The sequence below is a fragment of the Sphingobacterium sp. HMA12 genome (assembly GCF_002933815.1).
Lineage (GTDB): Bacteria > Bacteroidota > Bacteroidia > Sphingobacteriales > Sphingobacteriaceae > Sphingobacterium.
Window position 1 is genome coordinate 2,425,555 of sequence record NZ_BEYR01000001.1, and the last position, 26,014, is coordinate 2,451,568.

Below are 26,014 nucleotides of genomic sequence, written 5' to 3' on the forward strand. Positions count from 1 at the left end.
GTTCATCTGACAGTAATCCGGAAGATCATTCTTATTTTTATCGTATGGAAAATATAACTGGAAAAAGGGCTTTAGTTACAGGTGGGGCAAAAGGATTGGGAAAGGCCATTGCCATAGCATTGGCCAAAGAAGGGGTTCATGTAGCCATTACAGGCAGAAACGAAACAGCGTTGAAACAGACCGTTGCCGAACTGGCTGAATTAGGGACAGAGGTTACCTATAGCGTATTTGACGTGGCCGACAACACTGCCGTGCAACAGGAAGTTAAAAACCTCAATGAAACCTTCGGCTATTTTGATATTTTAATCAACAATGCGGGTATATCTTCCTTTTCTTCGGTGATGGATATGGACGTTAATGACTGGACAGCGATTATCAATGTTAATCTACTGGGAACTTATTTTGTTACAAAGGCTATACTGCCACAACTTATTGAAAAAAACCAAGGTGACATTGTAATGGTATCATCTACGGCTGGACTGAATGGGGCGGCTAGCACATCAGCCTATAGCGCTTCAAAATTTGGCGTTATTGGATTCGCTGATTCCTTGATGCGTGAAGTTCGTAAAAACAACATTCGGGTATGCACCCTGATGCCGAGTACCATCGCTTCAGATATGTCGAAGGATCTTGGGCTAACGGATGGCGACCCTGAAAAGGTATTGCAACCGGAAGATTTTGCAGAGTTAATTATTGCAAATTTAAAATTACCGCGAAGAGCAATGTTAAAATCAGCCTCTTTATGGTCCACAAATCCATAAAACAAAAAGACGGATAAACAAAACATTATGAGTCAACTATTCTCTGCCATAGACATCGGTTCTTTAAACCTGAAAAATCGCTTAGTCGTTTCCCCCATGTGCCAATATTCAGCTGAAGAAGGTTTTGCAAATAACTGGCATCTTGTTCATCTTGGCCAATTTGCTGTCGGCGGTGCTGCAGCAGTCATACAGGAAGCAACCGCCGTGACACCCGAAGGTCGAATCAGTTACGGAGACCTCGGGATATGGGATGACCGGCATATTGACAAATTAAAAGAGATAACAGCTTTTATCAAAACAAATGGCGCTGTACCCGGTATTCAAATCGCGCATGCAGGCCGTAAAGCCAGCAGCAACAAGCCCTGGCTTGGTCGTGGTCAATTTGCCCCATCAGATCCGCTAGGATGGCAAACGGTCGCTCCATCTGCACTGACTTTCCATGCTGGAGATTATGTCCCTCAGGAGCTTAAAACTTCTGAAATAGAGAAGCTGATCGAACAGTTTGGTCAAGCAACCAAAAGAGCCATTCAAGCTGGTTACGAAATCATTGAGCTCCATGCTGCCCATGGCTATCTTATTCACCAGTTTCTCTCCCCCCTGAGCAATATACGAGCCGACAGATTTGGTGGTACTTTTGAAAACAGAATACGCTTCTTGCTGGAAATCATCAAACGGGTAAAACAGGAAATATCGACGCAAAGCTTATGGGTACGTATTTCTGCCACAGATTGGGCGCCGGATGGCTGGGATCTGGATCAATCCATAGCCTTGTCACAGCTTTTGACCGAGCAGGGAGTCGATATCATCGATGTATCGAGTGGCGGAGCGGTTTCCCATCAAAAAATTGATCTTGGCCCTGCCTATCAGCTTCCATTTGCACAGGCGATCAAAGAAAAAACCGGAAGTAAAACTGCTACTGTCGGACTCATTAAAACAGCGGCTCAAGCCGCCGATATTGTCGCTCATGGCCAAGCCGACCTCATTATGATCGCAAGGGGCTTTTTGGATGACCCGCATCTTCCATTGCACTTTGCCAAAGAATTATCCGTAGACATCCCTTGGCCAAAACAGTACGAAAGAGCAAAGTAAGATGAAATTAAGCTTAAACAAAATACACCATATTGCAATTATATGCAGGGATTATCAGCGGTCAAAAAAATTTTATACGGAAGTCCTGGGACTGGAAATTTGGCAGGAGCATTATCGGGTAGAACGCGATTCCTATAAACTGGATTTAAAACTTAACGATACTTACATCGTCGAACTCTTTTCCTTCCCCAACGTTCCTAGCAGACCTAGTTTTCCCGAAGCGGCTGGTTTAAGGCATCTCGCTTTTGAGGTCGATAACCTGAATGCGGAAATACATAAGTTAGAGCAGGCAGGTATTACACACGAAGGAATAAGAATTGACGAACTAACACAAAAAAGGTTCACTTTCTTTAGCGATCCCGATCAGCTTCCGATAGAACTGTACGAGCGTTAGAAACAAAAAAAGCGTTGATAAAAATCAACGCTTTTTTATGTTATCGTAAATCAGAGTATTACAATTTACGTTTTACTTCTACTTGTTCGTAGGCTTCTACAATATCCCCTACCTGAATGTCATTGAAACGGTCAATATTCAAACCACACTCGTAACCTTGTGCAACCTCTTTCACGTCGTCTTTAAAACGTTTCAAGGATGCCAATCGACCTGTATGGATAACGACACCGTCTCTGATTATGCGGATATCATTATTTCTATTGATTTTACCTTCTCTAACCATACATCCGGCAATGGTACCCACTTTAGAGATTTTAAATGTTTCTCTAATTTCAACCTCAGCAACAATTTTCTCTTCAAATTTCGGAGCCAACATACCTTCCATCGCAGATTTAATCTCTTCAATAGCATCATAGATGATAGAGTATAAACGAACGTCGATTTGCTCATTCTCAGCCAATTTACGTGCATTTTGTGTTGGACGTACTTGGAAACCAATGATGATCGCATCAGAAGCAGATGCCAATAATACATCTGACTCGGAGATCGCACCAACCGATTTATGAATAATGTTTACCTGGATCTCATCTGTTGACAATTTCAATAATGAATCTGATAATGCTTCAATTGATCCATCCACGTCACCTTTAACGATAATATTAAGTTCCTTAAAGTTACCGATAGCCAAACGACGACCGATCTCATCCAAGGTAATATGTTTCGTTGCACGCATGCCTTGTTCACGTTGTAACTGAAGACGTTTGTTCGCTACTGTTCTAGCCTCAGATTCACTTTCAAGAACATAAAGCTTATCCCCTGCCGTAGGCGCTCCGGCCATACCTAAAATCTGTACCGGTACTGAAGGTCCTGCTTCTTTAACACGTTCTCCCCTTTCATTGGTTAAAGCTTTTACTTTACCAGAATGTGAGCCCGCCAAAATCGGATCTCCGACACGAAGTGTACCACCTTGGATCAATACTGTAGTCACGATACCACGACCTTTATCCAAGGCTGCTTCGATCACTGAACCAACAGCACGTTTTTTCGGATCAGCTTTCAAATCCAACATTTCAGCTTCCAAAAGAACTTTTTCTAAAAGAAGATCAACATTCTCTCCAGTTTTTGCGGAGATCTCTTGCGCTTGGAATTTACCACCCCAATCTTCAACCAAGATATTCATTGCAGAAAGCTGCTCACGAATACGGTCTGGATTCGCACCAGGTTTATCCACCTTCGTAAAGGCAAATACAATTGGTACACCTGCAGCTTGAGCGTGATTGATTGCTTCCTTCGTTTGTGGCATGACCGCGTCGTCCGCCGCAATAACGATAATAACGATATCTGTTACTTTTGCACCACGTGCACGCATTGCTGTAAAGGCTTCGTGACCCGGTGTATCTAAAAATGTGATCTTACGGTCGTCATCTAATTTCACCGCATAAGCACCGATATGTTGTGTGATACCACCAGCTTCACCTGAAGTTACGTTTGCTTTACGGATATAATCCAACAAAGACGTCTTACCGTGGTCAACGTGTCCCATTACCGTTACAATTGGAGCTCTAGACACCAAATTCGCCTCAGTATCCGGTTCTTCCAGTTCCGCAGTTTCCTCATCTTCAGGTTTAATAAATTCAACTTGATAGCCAAATTCATCCGCCACAATAGTTAAAGTCTCTGCATCTAGACGTTGGTTGATAGACACAAACATTCCTAAACTCATACAAGTTGCAATAATCTGTGTGACCTGAACGTCCATCAAATTTGCCAGCTCATTCGCTGTAACAAACTCGGTGACGCGCAATACCTTCGCCATCAATTCTTGCTCCATTGCAGCTTCTTCTGCATGTTGTGCAACATCATCACGTTTCTGGCGTCTTAATTTCGCACGTTGTGCAAATTTACCAGATTTACCCGCACCGCTTAAACGGGCAAGTGTCGCTTTGATTTGATCTTGGATTTCCTTTTCAGAAGGTTCCTCCTTATTTTCAACAGGTCTTCCTTTTCCTCTATTGTCAAAACGACCATGTTGTGGCCTTGCGCCACCTTGTCCCGGTCTACCTGGATGTTGGTTGTTTCCACCTTGTCCCGGTCTACCTGGATGCTGATTGTTTTGTCCCGGACGATTGTTCGGATTATTGTTGTTCCCTGGATTACCACCTCGGTTACCTTGTTGGTCACGATTGTGGTTGTTATTTCCATCGCGAGGACCACGGTTTTGGTTGTTATGACCTTGACCTTGGCCGCCATTAGGACTTACTGGACCATTTGGATTCGTGCGCTTACGCTTACGTTTCTCATTGTTGTTTCCAGCATTTGAAGAGGATGCCACAGGTTTGTGGGAAGGTCTAGCAGATGGTAATTCAATCTTACCAATTACTTTAGGACCGGTCAATCTTTCTGCACGCGCAGAAATAATATCATCGCCTTCTTTTTTCACAGGCTCCACTTTTGGAGTTACTGGTACAGCAGCTTTAGGTGCTGTTTCGTCTTTTTTCTTTTCTTCTACCTTCACAGGTTCGGTTTTTGTCTCTACAACCGGAGTTGCTTTTACTTCAGTTTTATCTACTTCAGGTTTGGGAGCTTCTACCTTCGCTGCAACGACTTCGGTTTTTTGCTCAATAACCTTTGGTTCTTCTTTTTTCACTTCATTAACAGGCTCTCTGACTTCAGCTTCTTTCTTTTCTACAGCTTTCTCTGCAACCTTAGTCTCTACTGGTGAGTCATTCGCTACTTTAGGCTCCTGTTTGGAAGGCTCCTCTTTTTTAGCCTTGTTTCCCCCTCTATTTAGGGCATCAAGATCTATTTTGCCGACCACTTTCATACCCCCTTGATGAACAGGTTCCTCCGGTTTGGTAGGAGCGGTTTCTTTGGCAGATGGGACTTCTACGGTATTCTTAACCAAGATCTCTTTTGGCTCTTCATGTTCTTCAAAATCCTCATTTTTAGATGATTCTTTAGGAGAAGCGGACGGCGACTCCTCACGACGAATTTTGCCAATAACAATTTGTTTAGCTTCATCTTTCAGTGATTTGTCTCCCTGAAACTCTTTTAACAGCACACCATACATCTCTCCGCTCAATTTAGTGTTAGGCTTTGCTTCTACATCATATCCTTTTTTCACTAAACATTCTACGGCAGTATGTATTCCGATGTTGAGTTCCTTTGCTGCTTTAAGCAAGTTTGTTCCTTTTCCTTCAGTCATCTATAATATAAACTATTTTAATATAATTACAAAAATATGTTTTTTTCCATCCATAAACAATTTATTCCGAATGTTAGATAGAAAAAATTTAACAAGCTGAATTTTATTCAAATTCAGCCTGCAATATACGTACGATATCACGAATGGTATCTTCTTCCAAGTCGGTACGTCTAACCAACTCTTCTTCACTAAGTGATAAAACTGATTTTGCGGAGTCTAAACCAACACGTTTCAACTCATCAATAACCCAGCTTTCAATTTCGTCGCTGAATTCCTCGATATCCACATCCTCATCAAACTCATCATTCTCACGATAAACATCGATCTCATAACCAGTCAGCTTACCAGCCAATTTAATATTGTGTCCCCCACGTCCGATTGCCAAGGATACCTGATCCGATTTTAAGTATACAGCAGCAGTTTTATTTTCCTCGTCGATTTTAATCGAGCTGATTCGGGCAGGGCTCAGTGCACGGGCGATATATAAAGAATGGTTTGTCGTGAAATTGATCACATCAATGTTCTCATTACGCAATTCGCGAACGATACCATGAATACGTGATCCTTTCATACCCACACATGCTCCAACCGGATCAATACGATCGTCATAAGACTCTACAGCCACTTTAGCACGCTCACCCGGCTCACGGACAATTTTCTTGATGGTAATCAGACCATCAAAGATCTCAGGCACTTCCAGTTCAAACAAACGTTGTAAAAATGCAGGTGCTGTACGTGAGATAATGATTTTCGGATTGTTATTCATCATATCCACCTTGTGAACAACGGCACGGATACCATCACCTTTTTTGAAATAATCAGCAGGGATCTGTTCTGACTTAGGTAAAATCAATTCATTACCATCCTCATCCAATACCAAAATTTCCTTTTTCCAGATCTGATAAACCTCACCAATAACCAACTCCCCTTCTCTATCTTTATATTTCTTGAAGACTTCGTCTTTTTCAAGCTCTAACACTTTAGAAACAAGCGTTTGACGGGCCGCCAAAATAGCACGACGTCCAAAGCTTTCCAAAGTGATCTGCTCGATAAAATCATCACCTACTTCCAAATCCTCATCGTGTTTTCTTGCTTCTGCCAACTCGATTTCAAGATCATCATCCTCAGAAAATTCATCTTCAACAACGACACGCGTTCTCCAAATCTCCAAATCCCCGTTATCTGGATTTACGATAACATCCACATTTTCATCCGTACCGAAACGACGACGGATCATACTACGAAAAACCTCTTCCAATACTGTAATGACCGTAGGTCTATCGATATTCTTAAACTCTTTAAACTCCTGAAAAGAGTCTATCAGATTGATGTTGCTGTTACTCATTATTTTTAAAATGAAATTACCACTTTTGTTGCCTTTATTTGATCAAAAGGAAGTTCTTTTTCTACCTCTTGCATTTTTTTACCTTTTTCTTTTACTTTCTGAAGAATGCTGACCTTTGTCTCGTCAACAGCCAATAAAGTTCCTTCAATTTTAGTGTTATCGTCCAACTTAATCTGAACGGTACGACCTATATTTTTTTGGTACTGCCGGTTATTGACAAAATTCGAATCTATACCCGGAGACGAAACCTCCAGACGATAAGCGTTATCGATGACATTTTCTTCCTCTAAATGGAAACCAACATGGCGGCTCACCTGTGCACAGTCATCAATATTAACCCCATTATCCCCATCCAGGAGAATTTCCAAAATCTTATTTGGACGCATCTTTACACTAACAATAAACAAATCCTCGCGATCTGCTATTTTCTCTTCTATGAGTTCAATGACTCTTTTTTCTACATCTTGCATTGTTCTACTGCCTAGAATGCTAAATTAATTGTATTAAAAAAAGGGGGCAATACGAGCCCCCTTCCTTTCAGATATGCAAATATAGTATTTTATAAAATAAAAAACAAATTCCCAAACAACAGCGAAAGTATTTTTTATATTATTTCGAATTGTCAACAACTGCATTAATTGTCTTTTGCATCTGCGCCATCATGCTGGTCAATGTTTCCATTGTCGGTTCAGGTGTCGGCTCCGGTAGTTGTGTACTAATAAAAGCCTTCGCCTTCCAAACTTCAAGAATATCAGGAGTTTCAACCCAGTAAGGTTCATATGTTTTGTTATCAGAAACAAGCTTTAAACCTTTATCCTCCTTAAATTTAAATGCAATACGCTTATAAACGACCCCTTCCTCGCGCGATACAACCACATAGGTATGCCCCGGTTTTATATCATGCCAATTCTCGACATATTCAGCAACAATAATGGATCCTGATGGCAAAGGCAACATCGAATCCCCTTTGATCTCAAACGCCCGAAAAGTCCCCTGCCCAAACATAGGAAGCGAAAACTTCGGGAGCTCGGCCACATATTCGGGATCGCCGTACCCATTTAAATAGCCCGCACTCGCTTTAACTGGCACAAGTTCAATATTTTCACGATCACTGCCATCAACAGTTACACTTAATACCCTGAGATTCGAAGCATTGCTTTTAGGTACCGGCTTCCACTTATCATCAATCACATCATTCGCCAATTCATCCATGGTTAACCCATAAAACTCGGCAATTTTTTTTAGCAATTCATATTTAGGCTCCGCTCTATCTTCTTCATAAGCACCGACAGAAGCTCTTTTAATCTCCATGATATCAGCAAATTGCTGCTGCGTAATTTTCTTTCCTTTTCGAAGGAATTTCAAGTTGGATGAAATATTTGACATATTATTTTTTCAAAAAATATTTTGCAAAAACTAAATTTATTAGTAATATTGTGCCAATAAAATTAGTAAATAAAATTCAATCATCCAAATAATTTAGCATTATGAGCAATTTTATTGTATATATATTAACTGACAACAACAGAAGATACTTTGAAATCGACTTTACTTCCAATATGCTCAGCACTATAGTAGAGCTTCAGCAGGTCAACAGCTTTACGTTTCAACAAGGCTCCCATTTAAACCGGATCATCTATTCGGAGGCTTTTTCAAAACTGGCATGTGCTAAAAAGAGAATGAATGAGTTGCAAAATTTCACCCATCTACAAATAGAAAGAATTATTCGTAAGAATAACCCAAATTGGAACAACCTCTACCCGCAACAACAGCAGTCCTACGCCAAAAGAAACAGCAATTACGCCGCCTAATAAAATATAACAATAAAAAAGCCACCTAATTTTTATTAGGCAGCTATTTATCATAGATCCAAAACAGGACAAATTATTAACCGACTTTACATCAACTACGGAGTTTCCGATGCACCCGTATTCTCGCTGTCACCACCTTCATTGTGATTACGCTCGGCGGATCCTTCTGTCGATTCCTCTTCCGGCCCAATAAATCCTTCGTCCGTCTGCTCATCAATACTTGTTGAATCACCTTGTTCAGGCTCCGGATCACTATAACGTGGTGTCTCACATTTATAAGACTTTGTAATTTCGACCGTAGGTTCCGGGAATTTACCTTGCGTATAGCCCAATTGCTTATCTTTGTAGACAGATTCCAAAAACACACCAAATATAGGTAAAGCCGTTCGGGAACCTTCTCCAGTATGCGAATTCTTGAAGTGTATGCTTCTTTCGTCACATCCAACCCAGATTCCGGTAACCAAATCCTTCGTCACCCCCATATACCAGCCATCAACATATTCGGAAGATGTGCCCGTCTTACCGCCAATTTGATTTTCTTTATCAAAGAGATCCCACTCCCATAATCCCTGTGACGTACCTCTTGGCTCTTCCATACCACCACGCAACATGTAAGTCATCAACCAGGCATCTTGCTTATCAACAACCTGCTTGCGTTCTGCTTGAAAGGTAGCGATAACATTCCCATCATGGTCTTCAATTTTAGAAACTAGTATAGGTGTGACCCGCTCGCCATGGTTCATCATCGTCGAGTAACCGTTAACCATCTCAAAAACAGATACGTCATTAGGCCCCAGCCCAACGGATGCCACTGGATTAAGCTTACTCGTGATACCACAACGTTGCGCCGCATCCACAACCTTTGCCGGAGTAACCATATCGGTCAGCTGAACAGTAACTGAGTTAATAGATCGGGCCATTGCATGACGTAATGACATTTCCCTGTAAGAAAAATTCCAATCCGCGTTTTTAGGCTCCCAAACCTCAACAGAATCCCCTTTGTCAATCTTTATGGTAACAGGCTTATCCGTAATCTTATCACAAGGTGACATCCCAGACTCCAAGGCAGCCAAATAAACAAAAGGTTTAAATGTCGAACCTGCCTGCCGTTTCGCCTGCATCACATGATCATATTTAAAATATTGATGATCTATACCACCTACCCAAGCCTTAATTTCACCTGAATAAGGATCCATCGACATCATCCCCGCATTCAACATCATGGCATAATATTTTAAGGAATCCATCGTGGACATCTCTTTCTCAACCTTGCCATTATCCTTCCAATTATAGACTTCCATTTTCTTCTTTTTATCCAGGAAGTAATTAATGCTGTCCGGACTATTGGCATATTTCTTACTCAAGAATGCATAATAAGGGGTCTTCTTCGCCAAATTCTCCAAAAAGTTTGGAATTACTTTTCCGGAAAGGTCACGCCAGGGCTCCTGACCATCCCAGGTATTATTTAAGCGCTGCTGTAACTCGGCCATCTGTTTCGCCACAGCCTCCTCAGCATGTTTCTGAAGTTTTGAATTGATTGTTGTATAGATTTTTAAACCATCAGTATAGATATCGTAATTATTCTCCTCCGACCATTTCTCTAACCATTTGGCGACAGCGGTACGCAGATAGGAATCCCCGCCAGCATTCACATCCTGATTATTGGCATCCAAAACAATCTTCTCCTTAACTAAAGCATCATAAGCTGCTTTTGTCAGAAAGCCACTTTTATGCATTTGACTCAATACGGTATTTTTCCGATCAAATGCCTTCTCAGGATTTCTGATCGGATTATACAGGGTTGTTCCCTTCAGCATACCGATCAACACCGCTGCTTCATTTTGATTCAGCTGATTGGCTCCTTTTGAAAAATAACGTTTTGCGGCGGTCTCTATACCATAGGCATTATTACTAAAAGAAACAGTGTTAAGATACATTTCCAATATCTGGTTTTTACTATATCGCTGCTCAAGCTTGTAAGCCGTCATCCATTCCTTAAATTTGGTAATGACAAGCCCGGCAACAGGCAAGCGTGTCAACAACCCTCCGGCCTTATTGTAACGCGTGCGGTAAAGATTCTTAGCCAGCTGTTGTGTAATCGTACTTGCCCCCCGCTTATCTCCTTTTAAAGTAGAGACAATACCCGAACCCAAGCCTAAAAAATCAACGCCATTATGCTGATAAAAACGTACATCTTCAGTCGCGATCAGTGCATTAATCACCGTTTTAGGAATACTGTCAAAAGGAACTGGATTCCTATCTTCATCAAAATACCGACCGATCAACACGCTATCAGCGGTATATAGTTCAGTCGAAATATTGAGGCTGGGCATAATGATGTCTTTTTTTGTGGGGGAATAGCCAAACAGCCACAAAAAATTAAGTTGTATGGCACAAACCAAAACAATAACGAAATATATTGCTATAACGAGATAACGAAGAATCCGATTCTTTATACGTCTAAACATAAATGGAAATTTATCTTATAATCAACATATTGAATCAGCAAAAGGTTTTACCCTTGCTCAATATGCGCCTATATGTGTTTCAGGGGCTAAATATACAACTAAATACATCTCCCCAATTAACTATTTACATTTTTTAACAATAAAAAATAAGCATTTATTCGAACAAAGTCAATGGGCAAAAACACATTTCCTGAGCCCTGTTTTGCTCACTATGGAGAATTAAAATGCAAAAAAAAGTTGAAGGAGGACTTTATTGAGATCAATAAGTTAGCCGACGCGTTCCGCAAATATTATACCTACTTTTGATTTATTATCTATTTTATTTTAAAATAATAATGATATTTGCTTAAATTTAGATGTAAACTAGTCAACTATTAGCATGTTAAAACAGACATTACAACAAAAGCTATTACAAAAACTGTCGCCACAACAAATTCAATTTATTAAATTGTTGCAGGTACCAACAGTTTCATTAGATGCCAGAATAAAAGAAGAATTAGAAGAAAACCCTGCATTAGAAGATGGTAGCTTGACTAATATGACCGATCCAATCGAAGAGTACCCGGATAAAGATCCGGATGACACTTTTGATAACGAAGAAGGTTTCGATTCAGATGATTTCAGTTTGGAGGACTATATACAAGAGGACGATTACAAAGATTACGGAAATGGGTATGATTACGGCGATGACGATGACGATAGAAAAGAAATGCCAGTTGCCATCCAGCACTCCTTCTACGAACAACTGCAGCAACAGCTAGACCTCCTTGCTTTAGACGATAAGCATTTTTTAATCGGACAGCAAATTATCGGAAGTCTGGATGATGACGGTTACTTACGACGTCCGATCATAAATTTGGTCGACGACCTGGCTTTCGGTCAAAATGTGATGACCGAAGAGCATGAAGTATTGGATATGCTAAAAGTAATCCAGGATTTTGAACCTGCTGGCATTGGTGCCAGAGATCTCCAGGAATGTCTTTTGATTCAGCTGCAAAAAAAAGATACCAACAACCCTACAATAAAACTCGCAATTAAAGTCGTTGCCAATTATTTAGATGAATTCACAAAAAAGCATTATGATAAACTAGAAAAATCTCTAGGGGTTTCATCTGAAGACTTAAAAAATGTAGTGAATGAAATTCTAAAACTTAACCCAAAACCGGGTGACTCCGGAGCAGTAGCAGGCAAACAGCTTCATATCATTCCCGATTTTCATATCAGCAACAACGATGGCATCCTTCATTTGACCTTGAACGGACGTAATGCACCCGAACTTCGTATAAGCCGTGACTATCAGCACATGTTTGAGCATTACGAAAAATCCGATCAAAAGGATAAAAAAATGAAGGAAGCGGTACAGTTTGTCAAACAAAAACTTGATTCGGCAAAATGGTTCATTGACGCAATCAAACAGCGTCAACAAACCCTGCTCAAAACGATGAATGCAATCATGGAATATCAATACGATTATTTTCTTAGCGGTGACGATCGCAAATTGAAACCGATGATATTAAAGGATATCGCCGATAAAATCGACATGGACATCTCTACTGTCTCCCGTGTGGCGAATTCAAAATATGTACAAACTGAATTTGGAACATTCTTATTAAAATCTTTTTTCTCTGAGGCAATCCAAACTGACTCCGGTGAGGAAGTTTCGAATAAAGAAGTCAAAAAAATACTGGAAGAGTGCATTGCCAAAGAAAACAAGCGCAAACCATTGGCCGATGAAAAATTAACTGAAATTCTCAAAGAGAAGGGTTACAATATCGCGCGCCGGACCGTGGCGAAATATCGGGAAGCATTAAACATCCCCGTCGCAAGATTACGAAAAGAGCTCTAAGAGCTCTTTTTTGTTTTTACCAACAATCAAATCTAAATTAAGAATAGTATCTTTGTTGCTGAATTAAACAAGCATTAAGGAATGAGCAAAGTAAAAGTTGGAGTTGTACAGATGAGCTGTACCGCAAACAAACAAGAGAATCTCGAAAAAGCAATCGCTAAAGTAAAAGAAGCCGCTGCAAAAGGTGCGCAAATTGTGTGTCTGCAAGAACTCTTTACTTCTTTATATTTCTGCGATGTCGAAGATTATGACAATTTCGCCCTGGCTGAATCTATTCCCGGCCCATCTACAGATGCCCTATCTGCTGTTGCGAAAGAAGCAGGAGTCGTTATTATCGCTTCATTATTTGAAAAAAGAACTGAAGGACTTTACCATAATACGACGGCCGTGTTGGACGCTGACGGATCCTATTTAGGCAAATACCGTAAAATGCATATCCCTGACGATCCGGCATTTTACGAGAAATTCTATTTTACGCCGGGTGATCTGGGTTATAAAGTATTCAAAACAAAGTTTGGCAAAATCGGTGTATTAATCTGTTGGGACCAATGGTATCCCGAAGCATCCAGGATCACCGCATTAATGGGTGCAGAAATTCTATTCTACCCAACGGCAATCGGCTGGGCGACGGATCAGGATGAAGAAACCAACAAAGATCAATACAATGCATGGCAAACCATTCAACGCTCCCATGCCGTCGCAAATGGTGTACCTGTGGTATCCGTCAATAGGGTTGGATTTGAACAGGATGGCGCCATGAAATTCTGGGGCGGTAGCTTTGTGACAAATGGACAGGGCAAGTTATTATACCTCGCCTCCCATGACAAAGAAGAAATTGAAGTCGTCGAACTGGATCTAAGTGAATCTGATTATTTTAGAAAACACTGGCCTTTTCTACGTGACCGCAGAATAGAAACCTATTCCCCGATCACCAAACGTTTTATTGACGAAGACTAATATCAAATCATATTGGCCATTTTAATTTTGTGATTCATCAGCAGAAGAACAGATTAAAATGGCTTTTTACTTTTTAAAGCATGGAACAAGAAAACACTTTCACACAGGCATATTTTAATAATTCTCCAAAAAAACAAGGTTTTTCATTCCCTCCCGAGTGGGCAAAACAAGAAGCTTTGTGGTTGAGCTGGCCGCATAAAGAGGAATCTTGGCCCGGAAAAATTGAAACCATATACAAGCCTTATTGCGAATTTATTAAAGCCGTTGCTTCTGGACAGAAAGTCAGAATCAATGTCGCAAACGAAGATATGAAGGCTTTTGCTATCGCAGAACTAAAAAAAATAACAGCAGATTTTAGCAATATTGAATTTTATTTCAATCCAACTAACGACGCTTGGTGTAGAGATCATGGTCCCGCTTTCCTTATTAATCAAAATTCAAATGCAAAAGCAATTGTTGATTGGGGATACAACGCTTGGGGAGGAAAATATCCGCCCTTCGATCTCGATGATGTAGTCCCTACGCGTATAGCCACAGAGTTTGACCTTCCTCTATTCACACCTAATATCGTCATGGAGGGTGGCTCTGTCGAATTTAATGGCGCTGGAACTGTTATGACAACAACAGCATGTTTACTCAATGAAAACCGAAATCCTAATTTTACAAAAGAGCAAATTGAGACATATCTCAAAGAATTCTACGGACAAGAACAGGTACTTTGGTTGGGAGACGGAATCATTGGTGACGACACAGATGGACATATTGACGATATTACCCGTTTTGTAAATGAAAACACAGTTTTAACCGTTGTCGAAGAAAATCCTGAAGATGAAAACTATGCGATCCTTCAGGAGAACTTAGAAACGCTTCGTTCTTTCAAATTATTAAATGGAGAGTCACTTCACATTGTTGAACTTCCAATGCCAGCACCGGTAATCTATGAGGATACCAGGCTTCCGGCTTCATATGCTAACTTCTATATCGCAAATGATGTTGTCGTCGTGCCTATTTTCAATGATGCTAACGATCAGAAAGCATTGGATATTATCCAAGGTTGTTTTCCATCAAGAAAAGTTATTGGGATCAATTCAGTGGACATTATCTGGGGACTAGGAAGTTTTCACTGCCTGAGCCAGCAAGAACCTGCACTCAGCGAATAATTAAGTCAATAAAAAAGAGCGGTGCTCTCACACTTAAGTGTGAGAGCACCGCTCTTTTTTAACTTAAATACTTTATGAAAAGCAGCTGAGGCTAAACAACAACGACCTGTACACCAGATTTTTCCAGCGACTCAACAAATCCAGCGCTCACCTTATCATCCGTAATCAATACATCAATTTTATCAAATCCACAAATTCGGCCAAAACTACGTCTTCCAAATTTAGAGGAATCAGCGAGGACAACAACCTTTTGGGCAGTGTCTATCATGATACGATTCAATTGAGCTTCCTGTGCACTCGATGTTGACACGCCATATTCCAGATCTATCCCATCCACCCCTAAAAACAATTTACTGCAGTAAAAATCATGCAATAGATTCTCAGCATATTTTCCAGTGACGGAAGTAGACGTTTTTCGCAAAGTCCCCCCCATTTGCATAATTTCAACCGACGGGTATTTAATCAATTCCATGGCCACATTCAACGCCGAAGTGACCACGGTAATATTTCCCTTAGGTACAATCTGCCTAGCCAACGATTGCATAGTTGTCCCGGAAGCAATAATAATCGAATCATTCTCTTCGATCATCTCAGCAGCCTTCTTTCCTATTCTGCTTTTATCGTCGGAGCGAAGTTTCTCTTTTTCAAATACCGTCCGATCCGTTGTATAGGGATTATATTGTGTTGCTCCCCCATGGGTACGAAAAAGTAAGCCACTCTCCTCCAATAGCGTCAGATCCTTTCGTATGGTAACAGAAGATACCCCAAGTTCCTCACAGAGATCAATTACCTGGACTATACCCACTTCTTTTAATTGCTTTAAAATATATTGATGTCGTTCTACGTTTGTCATGGCTCTTTATATGCGCTAAAGTATTAAATTCACTAGTGATTTATTCATATGAGAAATGCGCTATACCTCAAATATACCCTACATCACCATCCAAATTTTAGTGGACAACTATTCTATACGAATTTCCCTAGCAGAACTGACGTTAAAATAATGAAATTATTTAATTATTTACACCCATTGTGCAAATTTAAGTTTATTCGAAAAAGATAAGTGTTTGCCGTTTTCAATACACTTAAAAATCTAAAGGATCGGGTCTGATATAATGATAATCCAATTCTTTTTGCAGCAGGCTTCCACTGACTACTTTCTGAAAAGAATCCCCTTTTTCAAATTTTATTGGCAAATCGAAGCCATATTTTTGTGCAGAAGCCAATATAACCTCTTTTTTCTTGGGATGTATTGGTGCCACAACATTGTAAATTCGATGACTAAAATCTCTTCTGATAGCCAAAGTAATTAAACGCACGGCATCATCACTATGCACAAAATTCGCAAACTGTTCGCCTGTTGTACAGATACGATTCGCAAAATATTTGGCGAAAATACGATTTTTACCAAATAACCCACCAAGGCGATATACAAAGGTATGCGGTAGTTGCAACATCAATTGCTCTGCTAAAAGAAGCTTTTCGGAAAACTCGATTCCATCAGCATTCAATTCATGGTAAACTGCATCTTTATCCGGATAAATTCCGATAGAACTTAGAAACAATTGTTTGGTCCATTGAATAGTTTCAAGAAATCTCGAAATATTCGAAAAACGCATTTTCAAACCAGAAAGACTATTTTTTTGGCTGGCAGGAATACTATTTAATACAAAGTCGAATTTGTTTGGAAAAAGCATATCTGGCAATGTACCACTGTTGTCAAAGTCAGCAATAAACGAAAAAATACCATCAGTTTTAAGCCGATGGTATTTTTCATATTGTGTGGTACTTGCCCAGACCTCATGTCCTTGATGTTTCATATCCATAGCAAACGATTCTGCCAGCCATCCACATCCTAAAATGAGTATCCGCATAAGATTAAACGATTAATAAGCTTTTGCAAATAAAACGCGTCGGCTAGAAGGTTTACCCGTAAAGATACAAACACCTTCCTCCTCTTTGGCATCCAAAGGAATACAACGGATTGTTGCCTTTGTTTCCTCTTTCACACGTTTTTCTGTTTCTGTCGTTCCATCCCAGTGACACGAGATAAATCCACCTTTACCTTCCAGCACTTCTTTAAACTCATCGTAAGAATTTACCTCAGTAAAATGGGACGCTCTAAAATCCAATGCCTTTTGGTAAATATTTTCCTGTATTACCTGTAACAGCTGTTCGATATTTTCCGCTAATCCTTCTTGTGCTACAGTTTCTTTTGTTTGAGTATCACGACGTGCCAGTTCTACAGTTCCATTTTGCATGTCTCTTGCACCAACAGCAACACGTACAGGCACACCTTTCAATTCCCATTCTGCAAATTTAAAGCCCGGACGCTGTGTATCGCGATCATCGTATTTCACCGAAATATTCTTGATCTTCAACTCATCGGTTAACTGATTCACGAATGTATCAATCTGTGCTTTTTCTTCTTCAGTTTTAAAAATCGGAACAATAACAACCTGAATTGGTGCCAATTTTGGAGGCAATACCAATCCTTGGTCATCGGAGTGTGCCATAATCAATGCGCCCATCAAACGGGTAGAAACACCCCATGACGTTGCCCATACATGCTCCAGCTTCCCTTCCTTGGAGGTAAATTTTACATCAAAAGCTTTCGCAAAGTTTTGTCCAAGAAAATGTGATGTACCAGCTTGCAACGCCTTGCCATCCTGCATAAGCGCTTCAATACAATAGGTATCCAAGGCACCGGCAAAGCGTTCGTTTTCGGTTTTTCGGCCACGTACAACCGGCACAGCTAAAATATTTTCCGCAAATTCTGCATAGACATCGAGCATACGTTCTGTCTCGGCAATGGCCTCTTCGCTAGTTGCATGCGCAGTATGCCCTTCTTGCCATAAAAACTCCGCTGTCCGCAAGAAAAGACGCGTACGCATTTCCCAACGAACTACGTTTGCCCATTGGTTAACCAAAATTGGCAGATCCCGATACGATTCGATCCAGCCACGATAGGTATTCCATATAATCGTTTCAGAAGTCGGGCGCACGATCAGCTCTTCTTCAAGCTTCGCATCCTCATCGACCACAATCTTACCTGTACCATCGTTCTTTAATCTATAGTGAGTGACCACCGCACATTCTGTGGCAAAACCTTCCACATGGGCGGCTTCTTTAGAAAAAAACGACTTGGGAATGAATAAAGGGAAGTAAGCGTTGCTATGGCCTGTTTCTTTAAATCTTTTGTCTAAGATTGCTTGCATTCTTTCCCAGATAGCATATCCGTATGGTTTAATCACCATACAGCCTCGTACAGCTGAATTTTCAGCCAGATCAGCTTTGATCACAAGTTCATTGTACCATTGCGAATAATCTTCTGCACGACTTGTTATTCCTTTACTCATATGAAATTGATAAATTATTGTAACATTATTACGTTAAATCTCGTCTGTATTTCCAATACAAAAAGCGTTCAATAAAAAATATTTGTATTTTTGATTACTTCGATTAAACCCCCTCGAGAAATTTGCGTCTAAGATAGTAAATAAGGCTGTATAATCGAAAATAACGATTTAGGATATTATGAAAAAAAATAGATTATTTATCGGAGCACTTGCCATGACAGGAGCATTTATGTTAGGTTCCTGCGGTACAAGTAGGCAAATCTATGGCGACGATGTCTATGGCAATAATGGACAGGCTAGGCAAAAAGTCTATCAAAGTCCAGATTACTATTACACAGATGCGGATCAGGTTCAACAAGGAGGACAGGAACAAGGTGGTTACTACGACGACGAATATTCAGATCAGGATTACAAAAATGATTCCTATGAAGATCTTGAATATGCAAATCGGATAAACAGGTTCTATTATGCCTCTCCGGGAATGACCTATTTTGATCCATTCTTTGATCCCTGGTATGGCTATGGATTTGGTGGCATGTACGGATATGGTCCATCTTTTGGTTTAGGCTGGGGCTGGAATTCCGGATGGGGTTCTTCATGGTCTATCGGTTTAGGCTGGGGCTGGGGTTCTAGCTGGGGCTGGGGATCTCCTTGGTATGGTGGTTATTACCCTTGGGGTGGCTGGTATGGTGGCGGATACTGGGGATCTGGCTGGTATGGCAACGGCTGGGGCGGTGGCTACTGGGGCAATTCAAGACCTCGTTATGCTTCTTCCCGATCAACTTATAGAGATTACTACAATACGCGGACTTCATCCTCTCGTACCAGAACTTCAGGAACTTATGATCGTACCGGTGTCGCCCGGGATTCCAGAGGACGTATTACGGCCGTTTCTAATGGCCGGACAAGCGGCGGTAGGACAAGGGCGTCTGACGGTTCTATCTCACGGAGTTCCGCTTATGATAGAACAGGCGGCAGAACGAGAACTTCAGATGGTATCTCTACAAGAAGTGGATATCCAGATGGAGGCAGAACACGGAGTTCAGACAGAACAAATGGAACATATCCAAGCATGCGGAGTTCCAGTGGTACTTCCAGAACGCGAACAAGCTCTGGTGAAGTTTCACGTCCAATGAGCCGTTCGATGGAAACGCGCTCAAGCAATCCGGGTTCAACTTCTAGACCATCTTATACTCCGCCAACAAGAAGTTATGATAGCGGTTCGTCACGCTCAAGTGGTGGCTTCTCCGGAGGTGGAAGTTCGAGATCCGGCGGTGGCTTCTCTGGTGGCGGCGGAAGCTCAAGATCCAGCGGTGGACGTACACGCTAGCGATAAAAAACAAATTACAGTAGCATACATAACCATGTGTGCTACTGCTTATTATAGACGACATTTTAGCTTATGACAATCAAAAAATTACTTTTTGGAACTGCATTTTTACTAGGTGCAGCTGGCACTGCCCAAGCGCAATATACGAAAGATGTACTTTTGTTTTCCCAAGGGGACAATGGCGGTACTGCTCGCTTCAAAGCAATGGGAAACGCATCTACCGCATTAGGTGGTGATATTAGCTCAATTACCGGAAACCCGGCAGGCTTAGGTTACTTCAATCAATCCGATATCTCCGTAACAGGCAGATACCTTAACAATAAAAATAAAACAGATTATTTCGGCCAAAATTCGAATAGCAGCAAAAATAATTTCAATTTGGATAATGCCGGCATCGTCTTTCATTTGCCAACTTACCGAAACGGTGGAAACTTGGAGAAAGGTTGGCTGAATTTCAATGTTGGTATAGCCTACAATAGAAATTATGTCTATAATAACCTATTAGAGTATAGAGGCGTTAATCATACGAGTTCAATTACCGATGCCTACTCAGACCGTCTATCCAATAAAGGAGGACTGAGCGGCTGGGGCCAGGAAGTTTATAATAATTCGCTGCTGTTTGACGTTGATCCCAAGAACGCCGGAGCTTACATCCCCCTAACAGTTGGCGGAAACTATGATGGAAAGAATGGTTTTAATCAAGTCAATTCCATCTTAGAAAAGGGAAGCAAATCAGAATCTGTATTATCTTTTGGTGCCAACTATAGCAACAAATTATATTTAGGAGCTGCTTTAGGTTTTACGGCTTTTAGTTATGACAATTCAAGCTGGTTTACGGAATACGGCCAAACGATGACCGCTGAACAGCTGACAAAAATCAATAAAGACTCTGAATATTTAAGACCGGAAGCAGCATATGCAAAAAAACGTGAGATGCTGGACAAGGATTATGAGTTGTATGATGACTATGCACAAGCCACAGATGGTACAGGGGTAGATTTCAAATTAGGTGTAATCTACAAATTTACACCGACCTTTAGTATGGGCTTTACAGCGAAGTCTCCGACGTTTATGAGTATCCGAGACGAATCTTATAGCAATTCCGAATTCCGTTATTTTAAACCGAATGAAGATAAGTCGTTTAAAGAATACCGTACCAGCGATGATGCAGGTCATAGCTATCTAGAATACAATATGAATACACCGTACAAGCTCTCCTTAGGTGCTAGTCAGGTATTCTCAAGAGGATTAATTACTGCGGATGTAGAATGGGTTGATTACGGTGCCATCCGATTTAAAGATGCCGGCGCATATAATAAAACCTTGGAACAAGAGATGAACCAAAACATTAAAAACACGTACCAAGGTGCCTTCAATGCGCGCATCGGTGGTGAAGTTTTATTTGATAACGTTTTTAGTGGTAGAGCTGGTTTCAATTATAGTGGCAATCCGTACAAAAATGCAGATTATACAAACTATACCGCTTCTTTGGGTATTGGTGCTAAGCTCGGTCGTGGTATGTATATTGATCTGACAGGAGCTTACAATGCCATCAATTACAAAGAAAGCCCCTATGTTATTGACGAAAACTATTGGAATGCTGCCAGTCCGGTTGCAGATATAAAAAATCAACGGACAAATGTCGTTTTGACAATCGGTTCTAAATTTTAAGAGATTCTTCTCAGAAAAAAACGTCCAGCTTGTCTGGACGTTTTTCATTTATTACAATCCCGACAACCATAATTTAAAAGCTTTTAGTAAATTTGTCCTCTTGGTTGAAAATCACATGACGAATCAGACTATCTCAAAAGCATTCAATACCGTATTTAACTATCCCATTTGGCGGATCGAAATTGATGCTAAAAGTAGATTGATTGCTGTAGAGACCAGGAATCCAGCAGACACACGCCCCTATTTCAATGTCATTACTTTTGAAGGCGATTATTTGCTTCAAGACCTCGAAGCAATAAGCAAAGAGTGGGTGCTTGCAGGAATACAATGCCATAAACTCATCTTAAAAAAGATCTCCAGCAATTCACCCATTGATGCAGGCGTACACGTGATAGACTGCTATCAGCCAGATCAACAAGAAACCTGGTTTAATTATCTTTTTGTTGAAATGGTCAATGGAGGACTACGGCTTCGTCCCAAAATGATCGAGCAAGGAATGCAGTTGTTTTTAGATTTAAAAACAATGTCCATTGAAAACAAAAAAGAGGAATCATTTAAACCTTTTGACGGCCAAATAGTCTACCCAATAAATTACAATGGTCAAATTCCCCAATTTTTAACAGATTTTACCGTCGATGGCGAAATTTGGATAAGTGCATTGGATGACTATTTTATTTGGGCTTTCTATGAAAAAAACACAGATAATCACTATCAAATCAGGATAGTGCGATCAACAAAAGAGCGGTTAATTGACGCTATAATTGCAGTCGATCAGTTACCTTTAAAGTTTTTCAACATCTATTTTCTTGTTAACAAACAAATATTCCTTTTGACAGACAATAAACGGGAGTTTGTTTCGTATTTAGTATAATTGCAAAATATATGAAACTATTATTCGAATTAAATACATATAAAAAGATAGTCATTTTATCGATTTCAATGCTATCTATCCAACAAGTTGAAGCGAAAAATTTCACTTCATTACGTGTAAATGCGGTTCCTGACTCTGTAGGTACCGAGATAATCAACGGCGAAGAATTTGTCCTTTTTAAAATAGAAAAGGGAGACAATTATTATCAGCTCAGCAAGAAGTACAAAACAACAGTTGGTCAGCTCACTCAGATAAATGGTAATGGCACATTAAGCCTCGGGCAGATTGTTAAAGTACCTACGGGACGAAAACCTACTCCTCCGGCGAATAAACCGACAGGTAACACCGCACAACAGAATCCACGTGATCCACAACAGGGGTTCACAGAATATATTGTTGGTGAAAAAGAAACGTTATATGCCATATCCAAGAGGTTTGGTATTACCGTTGAGGATATCAAAAAAGCCAATAACCTCAAGAACAACATCATCGCTGGCGGTATGAAATTAATGATTCCAAATCAGCCCCTGCCACCGGAAAGACCAAAATTGGTTGAACCTAAAGGAATCGAAATTGTAACACCCGATTCTACAAACGATGCGGATAAAGAAGAAAATCAAATTTCAACAAACCGTTACGGGATACGCGAAAAATCTGAACGTGGAATCGGCGTCTGGATTGACGGCTTATCTTCTCAAGGAACAAGCAACCTGGCACTTCATAAAAGCGCTCCGGTAGGAACGATCCTAAAAATCACCAACCCGATGACAAAAAGCGTTACCTATGCAAAAGTCGTTGGGAAATTTAATGACAATGCTGAAAACCAAAATGCCATTGTGGTGTTATCAAAGTCCGCAGCAGCAAGCATCGGTGCACTGGATAAACGTTTTCAGGTAGAAATCGCCTACGGATTACCGTTAGAAAATTAATTAAAACAAAAATAGCTCCTGCAGCGCGAAACAAGAATGAATAACAAACCGTATGTCATAGGGATTGCCGGAAGTAGTGGTTCTGGAAAAACATTTTTTTTGAATAGTTTTTTGAAACATTTTAAAACCGATGAAGTCACCTTGATTTCCCAAGATGACTATTATATTCCTGCCAATACAAAGACACAAGAGGAAAATAGGCTCTACAATTTTGATATCCCGACATCCATAGACCGAGAAGCTTTCTATACCGATATCAAAGCACTTTTTAATGGAGAGACGATTTATAAAGAAGAATATACCTTTAATAATCCTTCCCTAACTCCAAAATTATTAGAGATCAAGCCGGCCCCCATACTGATTATCGAGGGGTTATTCATTTTCTATTATACAGAGATCAACGCACTTATCAACCACAAGATCTTCCTGAGTGCAGATCAGGATATCGCACTCCGCAGAAGGCTACATCGTGATTTAGTCGAACGTGGTTATTTTGAAGATGATGTCATGTACAAATGGGTAAATCATGTGCTTCCCTCATACAACGAATATTTATTGCCGTTTCAGGATTCTTGCGATCAAGTTATATTTAATAATACAGATGAACCTGAGCCTATTTGGGACGTCACCAATCAGATTTCTGAAGAGTTGAAGGCAAAACTCAATTTGGTATAATATACAATAAAGACGGGCTTATGTGGATATAGGCCCGTCTTTATTTAAAAGTGCTTGATTTATTGACATCAAGACTTTAAATTCTTATCTTTGCGCCACGAAACAAATCCATCATAATGAACCATCCTGTAAAGATTAAAAATGCTTTGGTTTCAGTCTATTATAAAGACGGCCTAGCTCCTTTAGTTGAATTATTAAACAAATACGGTGTTACATTCTATTCCACTGGAGGGACAGAAACATTTATCAAAGATTTAGGTATAGCTGTCGTTCCTGTTGAAGACTTGACAAGTTATCCTTCGATTTTAGGAGGCCGTGTTAAGACCTTGCACCCAAAAGTTTTCGGAGGAATTTTGGCGCGCCGTCCGCTTGAATCGGACCAGCAGCAACTTGCTCAGTATGAAATACCAGAGATCGATTTAGTTATCGTCGATTTGTATCCATTTGAAGAGACTGTTGCATCTGGTGCTTCTGAACAAGATATCATCGAAAAAATTGACATTGGTGGAATTTCATTAATTCGTGCTGCAGCGAAAAACTTTAATGATGTTGTGATCATCTCTTCTAAAAATGACTACAAAGAACTTGAAGAGATGCTAGCGAATCAAGAAGGCAATACATCACTTGAGCAACGTAAAGAATTTGCAAAACGTGCATTCAATACGTCATCACATTATGATACGGCAATTTTCAATTATTTCAATCAAGAAAATCCAATTGAAGTATTTAAACAATCCGAACAAAAAGCACAGGTATTGAGATATGGTGAAAACCCGCATCAAAAAGGGGTTTTCTTTGGCGATTTGGATAATATGTTCGACAAATTAAATGGAAAGGAGCTTTCCTACAACAATCTTGTTGACGTGGATGCAGCTGTCGCTTTAATTGACGAATTTCAGGAGCCTACATTTGCCATACTAAAACACACAAATGCTTGTGGTGTGGCCTCTCGCCCAACAATCAAGCAAGCATGGATCGATGCCTTGGCTTGTGATCCTGTTTCAGCCTTTGGCGGGGTTTTGATTACTAACGGTAAAGTGGATGGCGCAACAGCAACAGAGATCAATAATTTGTTCTTTGAGGTCTTAATCGCACCGGCTTATTCTGAAGAAGCAATTGCTATCCTTACGGCCAAGAAAAATAGAATTATCTTAGTCCGTAAAGATGTAAAATTACCTACCCAACAATTCAAAACGTTATTGAATGGTGTCATTCTTCAAGATAAGGATAATACAATTGAAGGGCCGGAGCAAATGGTCGCTGTAACAACAGTAAAACCTACAGCTGAGCAACTGGAAGATTTATATTTTGCCAATAAAATTGTAAAACATACGAAATCAAATACCATTGTTTTTGCCAAAAATGGTACCTTGTTAGCATCAGGTGTTGGACAGACATCACGTGTTGATGCCTTAAAACAGGCTATTGAAAAAGCAGTTTCATTTGGTTTTGACTTAAAAGGCTGTGCAATGGCATCAGATGCTTTCTTCCCTTTCCCTGATTGTGTAGAGATCGCATCAAACGCAGGTATTGCATCAGTATTGCAGCCAGGTGGTTCTATCAAAGATCAATTGTCCATTGATATGGCGAATGAAAAAGGCATTGCAATGGTAACTACTGGTGTAAGACATTTCAAACATTAAGAACGGTCTACCCACTTTATAAAAAAAGCTACTTTTAAAAAGTAGCTTTTTTTATTTGTTGACCTGCCAGCCCAGTCGCTCCAATTTATATCGTTCTATTTCCTCTGAAAGTTTCCGGATGGCATAAGCAACAATAGCAACATCATCTAACCAACCACCTACAGCAATAAAATCCGGAATAGCATCTATCGGGGAAACCACATAAATAATCGTCCCAATAATAATGGATAGATTCCAGCTGTTCATTTTAAACTTACCAGTAATTGCATCCTTGCACATGGCGATCAGTAATTTGAAATCGCCAACATAGCTTCCCAAATTTTTTGCCTTAGATTCCGCCTGTGACAGTTCCGCTTCCGTAATTTTACGATGTCTAAAGCGCTCAAACATACCTGTTGCAATCTTTTTGATTCTACTGTTCATAATTCAAAATTATCAATATTTTTTAATTAACAAAGCCTGTGCCTTTTTTTTCGAGATAGCACTAAACGCGAACCAAA

The 26,014-nt window shown here is 40.2% G+C and carries 22 protein-coding genes; 13 read left to right on the plus strand and 9 right to left on the minus strand.

What is annotated here, in order from left to right; genetic code table 11:
- Window positions 1-44: 44 nt before the first annotated feature.
- From HMAT_RS10495 to HMAT_RS10505, 3 genes are read left to right on the plus strand one after another with little or no spacing between them, the layout of a single operon-like run.
- A complete protein-coding gene (locus tag HMAT_RS10495; protein WP_104382655.1) occupies window positions 45-761 on the plus strand; it encodes a 3-ketoacyl-ACP reductase in 717 nt (238 codons plus the stop codon).
- A 27-nt stretch (window positions 762-788) separates the two neighbouring features.
- The gene (locus HMAT_RS10500) at window positions 789-1,850 is read left to right on the plus strand and encodes an NADH:flavin oxidoreductase/NADH oxidase (protein ID WP_104382656.1); all 1,062 of its coding nucleotides are present in this window, start codon (window positions 789-791) and stop codon (window positions 1,848-1,850) included.
- Between the two features lies 1 nt (window position 1,851).
- A complete protein-coding gene (locus HMAT_RS10505) occupies window positions 1,852-2,244 on the plus strand; it encodes a VOC family protein (protein ID WP_104382657.1) in 393 nt (130 codons plus the stop codon).
- Between the two features lie 58 nt (window positions 2,245-2,302).
- Here HMAT_RS10505 and infB read toward each other — a convergent pair whose 3' ends face one another.
- From infB to HMAT_RS10525, 4 genes are all read right to left on the minus strand, one after another.
- Window positions 2,303-5,449 (minus strand): translation initiation factor IF-2, encoded by a 3,147-nt coding sequence (infB, locus tag HMAT_RS10510; protein WP_104382658.1) that lies wholly within the window; start codon window positions 5,447-5,449, stop codon window positions 2,303-2,305.
- Between the two features lie 103 nt (window positions 5,450-5,552).
- Window positions 5,553-6,794 carry a transcription termination factor NusA gene (gene nusA, locus HMAT_RS10515; RefSeq protein ID WP_104382659.1) on the minus strand — a complete coding sequence of 414 codons (1,242 nt, stop codon included), beginning with the start codon at window positions 6,792-6,794 and terminating at the stop codon, window positions 5,553-5,555.
- A gap of 5 nt (window positions 6,795-6,799) precedes the next feature.
- The gene (gene rimP, locus HMAT_RS10520; protein ID WP_104382660.1) at window positions 6,800-7,264 is read right to left on the minus strand and encodes a ribosome assembly cofactor RimP; all 465 of its coding nucleotides are present in this window, start codon (window positions 7,262-7,264) and stop codon (window positions 6,800-6,802) included.
- A gap of 139 nt (window positions 7,265-7,403) precedes the next feature.
- Window positions 7,404-8,180 carry a LexA family transcriptional regulator gene (locus HMAT_RS10525; RefSeq protein WP_104382661.1) on the minus strand — a complete coding sequence of 259 codons (777 nt, stop codon included), beginning with the start codon at window positions 8,178-8,180 and terminating at the stop codon, window positions 7,404-7,406.
- Between the two features lie 101 nt (window positions 8,181-8,281).
- Between HMAT_RS10525 and HMAT_RS10530 the strand changes: the two genes are divergently transcribed.
- Window positions 8,282-8,605, plus strand: coding sequence for a hypothetical protein (locus HMAT_RS10530; protein WP_104382662.1), 324 nt, complete (start codon window positions 8,282-8,284; stop codon window positions 8,603-8,605).
- A 95-nt stretch (window positions 8,606-8,700) separates the two neighbouring features.
- Here HMAT_RS10530 and HMAT_RS10535 read toward each other — a convergent pair whose 3' ends face one another.
- Window positions 8,701-11,073 carry a penicillin-binding protein 1A gene (locus HMAT_RS10535; protein WP_104382663.1) on the minus strand — a complete coding sequence of 791 codons (2,373 nt, stop codon included), beginning with the start codon at window positions 11,071-11,073 and terminating at the stop codon, window positions 8,701-8,703.
- A gap of 379 nt (window positions 11,074-11,452) precedes the next feature.
- Here HMAT_RS10535 and rpoN point away from each other — a divergent pair, with 379 nt between their 5' ends.
- The 3 genes from rpoN to HMAT_RS10550 all read left to right on the plus strand — a co-directional run bounded on the left by rpoN (window position 11,453) and on the right by HMAT_RS10550 (window position 15,036).
- Window positions 11,453-12,919 carry an RNA polymerase factor sigma-54 gene (gene rpoN / locus HMAT_RS10540; RefSeq protein WP_104382664.1) on the plus strand — a complete coding sequence of 489 codons (1,467 nt, stop codon included), beginning with the start codon at window positions 11,453-11,455 and terminating at the stop codon, window positions 12,917-12,919.
- 81 nt (window positions 12,920-13,000) lie between these two features.
- Complete coding sequence (locus HMAT_RS10545; RefSeq protein ID WP_104382665.1) at window positions 13,001-13,876, plus strand: carbon-nitrogen hydrolase; 876 nt, start codon at window positions 13,001-13,003, stop codon at window positions 13,874-13,876.
- An 80-nt stretch (window positions 13,877-13,956) separates the two neighbouring features.
- On the plus strand, window positions 13,957-15,036 hold the full coding sequence (locus tag HMAT_RS10550) for an agmatine/peptidylarginine deiminase (protein WP_104382666.1): 1,080 nt from the start codon (window positions 13,957-13,959) through the stop codon (window positions 15,034-15,036).
- 91 nt (window positions 15,037-15,127) lie between these two features.
- On the opposite strand, the gene agaR is transcribed toward HMAT_RS10550, so the two are convergent.
- The 3 genes from agaR to proS form a co-directional block, all read right to left on the minus strand.
- Window positions 15,128-15,889, minus strand: coding sequence for a transcriptional repressor AgaR (gene agaR, locus HMAT_RS10555; RefSeq protein WP_104382667.1), 762 nt, complete (start codon window positions 15,887-15,889; stop codon window positions 15,128-15,130).
- A gap of 232 nt (window positions 15,890-16,121) precedes the next feature.
- Window positions 16,122-16,910, minus strand: a complete 789-nt coding sequence (locus HMAT_RS10560; protein ID WP_104382668.1) for a GDP-L-fucose synthase — start codon at window positions 16,908-16,910, stop codon at window positions 16,122-16,124.
- A 12-nt stretch (window positions 16,911-16,922) separates the two neighbouring features.
- Window positions 16,923-18,395, minus strand: coding sequence for a proline--tRNA ligase (gene proS / locus HMAT_RS10565; protein ID WP_104382669.1), 1,473 nt, complete (start codon window positions 18,393-18,395; stop codon window positions 16,923-16,925).
- A 178-nt stretch (window positions 18,396-18,573) separates the two neighbouring features.
- Between proS and HMAT_RS10570 the strand changes: the two genes are divergently transcribed.
- The 6 genes from HMAT_RS10570 (at window position 18,574) to purH (ending at window position 25,514) form a co-directional block, all read left to right on the plus strand.
- Window positions 18,574-19,725: a hypothetical protein gene (locus tag HMAT_RS10570; RefSeq protein ID WP_104382670.1), complete on the plus strand. Its 1,152-nt coding sequence runs from the start codon at window positions 18,574-18,576 to the stop codon at window positions 19,723-19,725.
- 72 nt (window positions 19,726-19,797) lie between these two features.
- Entirely contained in the window at window positions 19,798-21,396 is a 1,599-nt protein-coding gene (locus HMAT_RS10575; protein WP_104382671.1) for a hypothetical protein, read from the plus strand.
- A 115-nt stretch (window positions 21,397-21,511) separates the two neighbouring features.
- Window positions 21,512-22,267: a hypothetical protein gene (locus HMAT_RS10580; RefSeq protein ID WP_104382672.1), complete on the plus strand. Its 756-nt coding sequence runs from the start codon at window positions 21,512-21,514 to the stop codon at window positions 22,265-22,267.
- Between the two features lie 11 nt (window positions 22,268-22,278).
- A complete protein-coding gene (locus tag HMAT_RS10585; protein WP_104382673.1) occupies window positions 22,279-23,196 on the plus strand; it encodes a LysM domain-containing protein in 918 nt (305 codons plus the stop codon).
- A 36-nt stretch (window positions 23,197-23,232) separates the two neighbouring features.
- The gene (locus HMAT_RS10590) at window positions 23,233-23,871 is read left to right on the plus strand and encodes a uridine kinase (RefSeq protein ID WP_104382674.1); all 639 of its coding nucleotides are present in this window, start codon (window positions 23,233-23,235) and stop codon (window positions 23,869-23,871) included.
- 116 nt (window positions 23,872-23,987) lie between these two features.
- The gene (gene purH, locus HMAT_RS10595) at window positions 23,988-25,514 is read left to right on the plus strand and encodes a bifunctional phosphoribosylaminoimidazolecarboxamide formyltransferase/IMP cyclohydrolase (protein ID WP_104382675.1); all 1,527 of its coding nucleotides are present in this window, start codon (window positions 23,988-23,990) and stop codon (window positions 25,512-25,514) included.
- Between the two features lie 51 nt (window positions 25,515-25,565).
- On the opposite strand, the gene HMAT_RS10600 is transcribed toward purH, so the two are convergent.
- Entirely contained in the window at window positions 25,566-25,937 is a 372-nt protein-coding gene (locus HMAT_RS10600) for a YkvA family protein (RefSeq protein ID WP_104382676.1), read from the minus strand.
- Window positions 25,938-26,014: the final 77 nt, after the last annotated feature.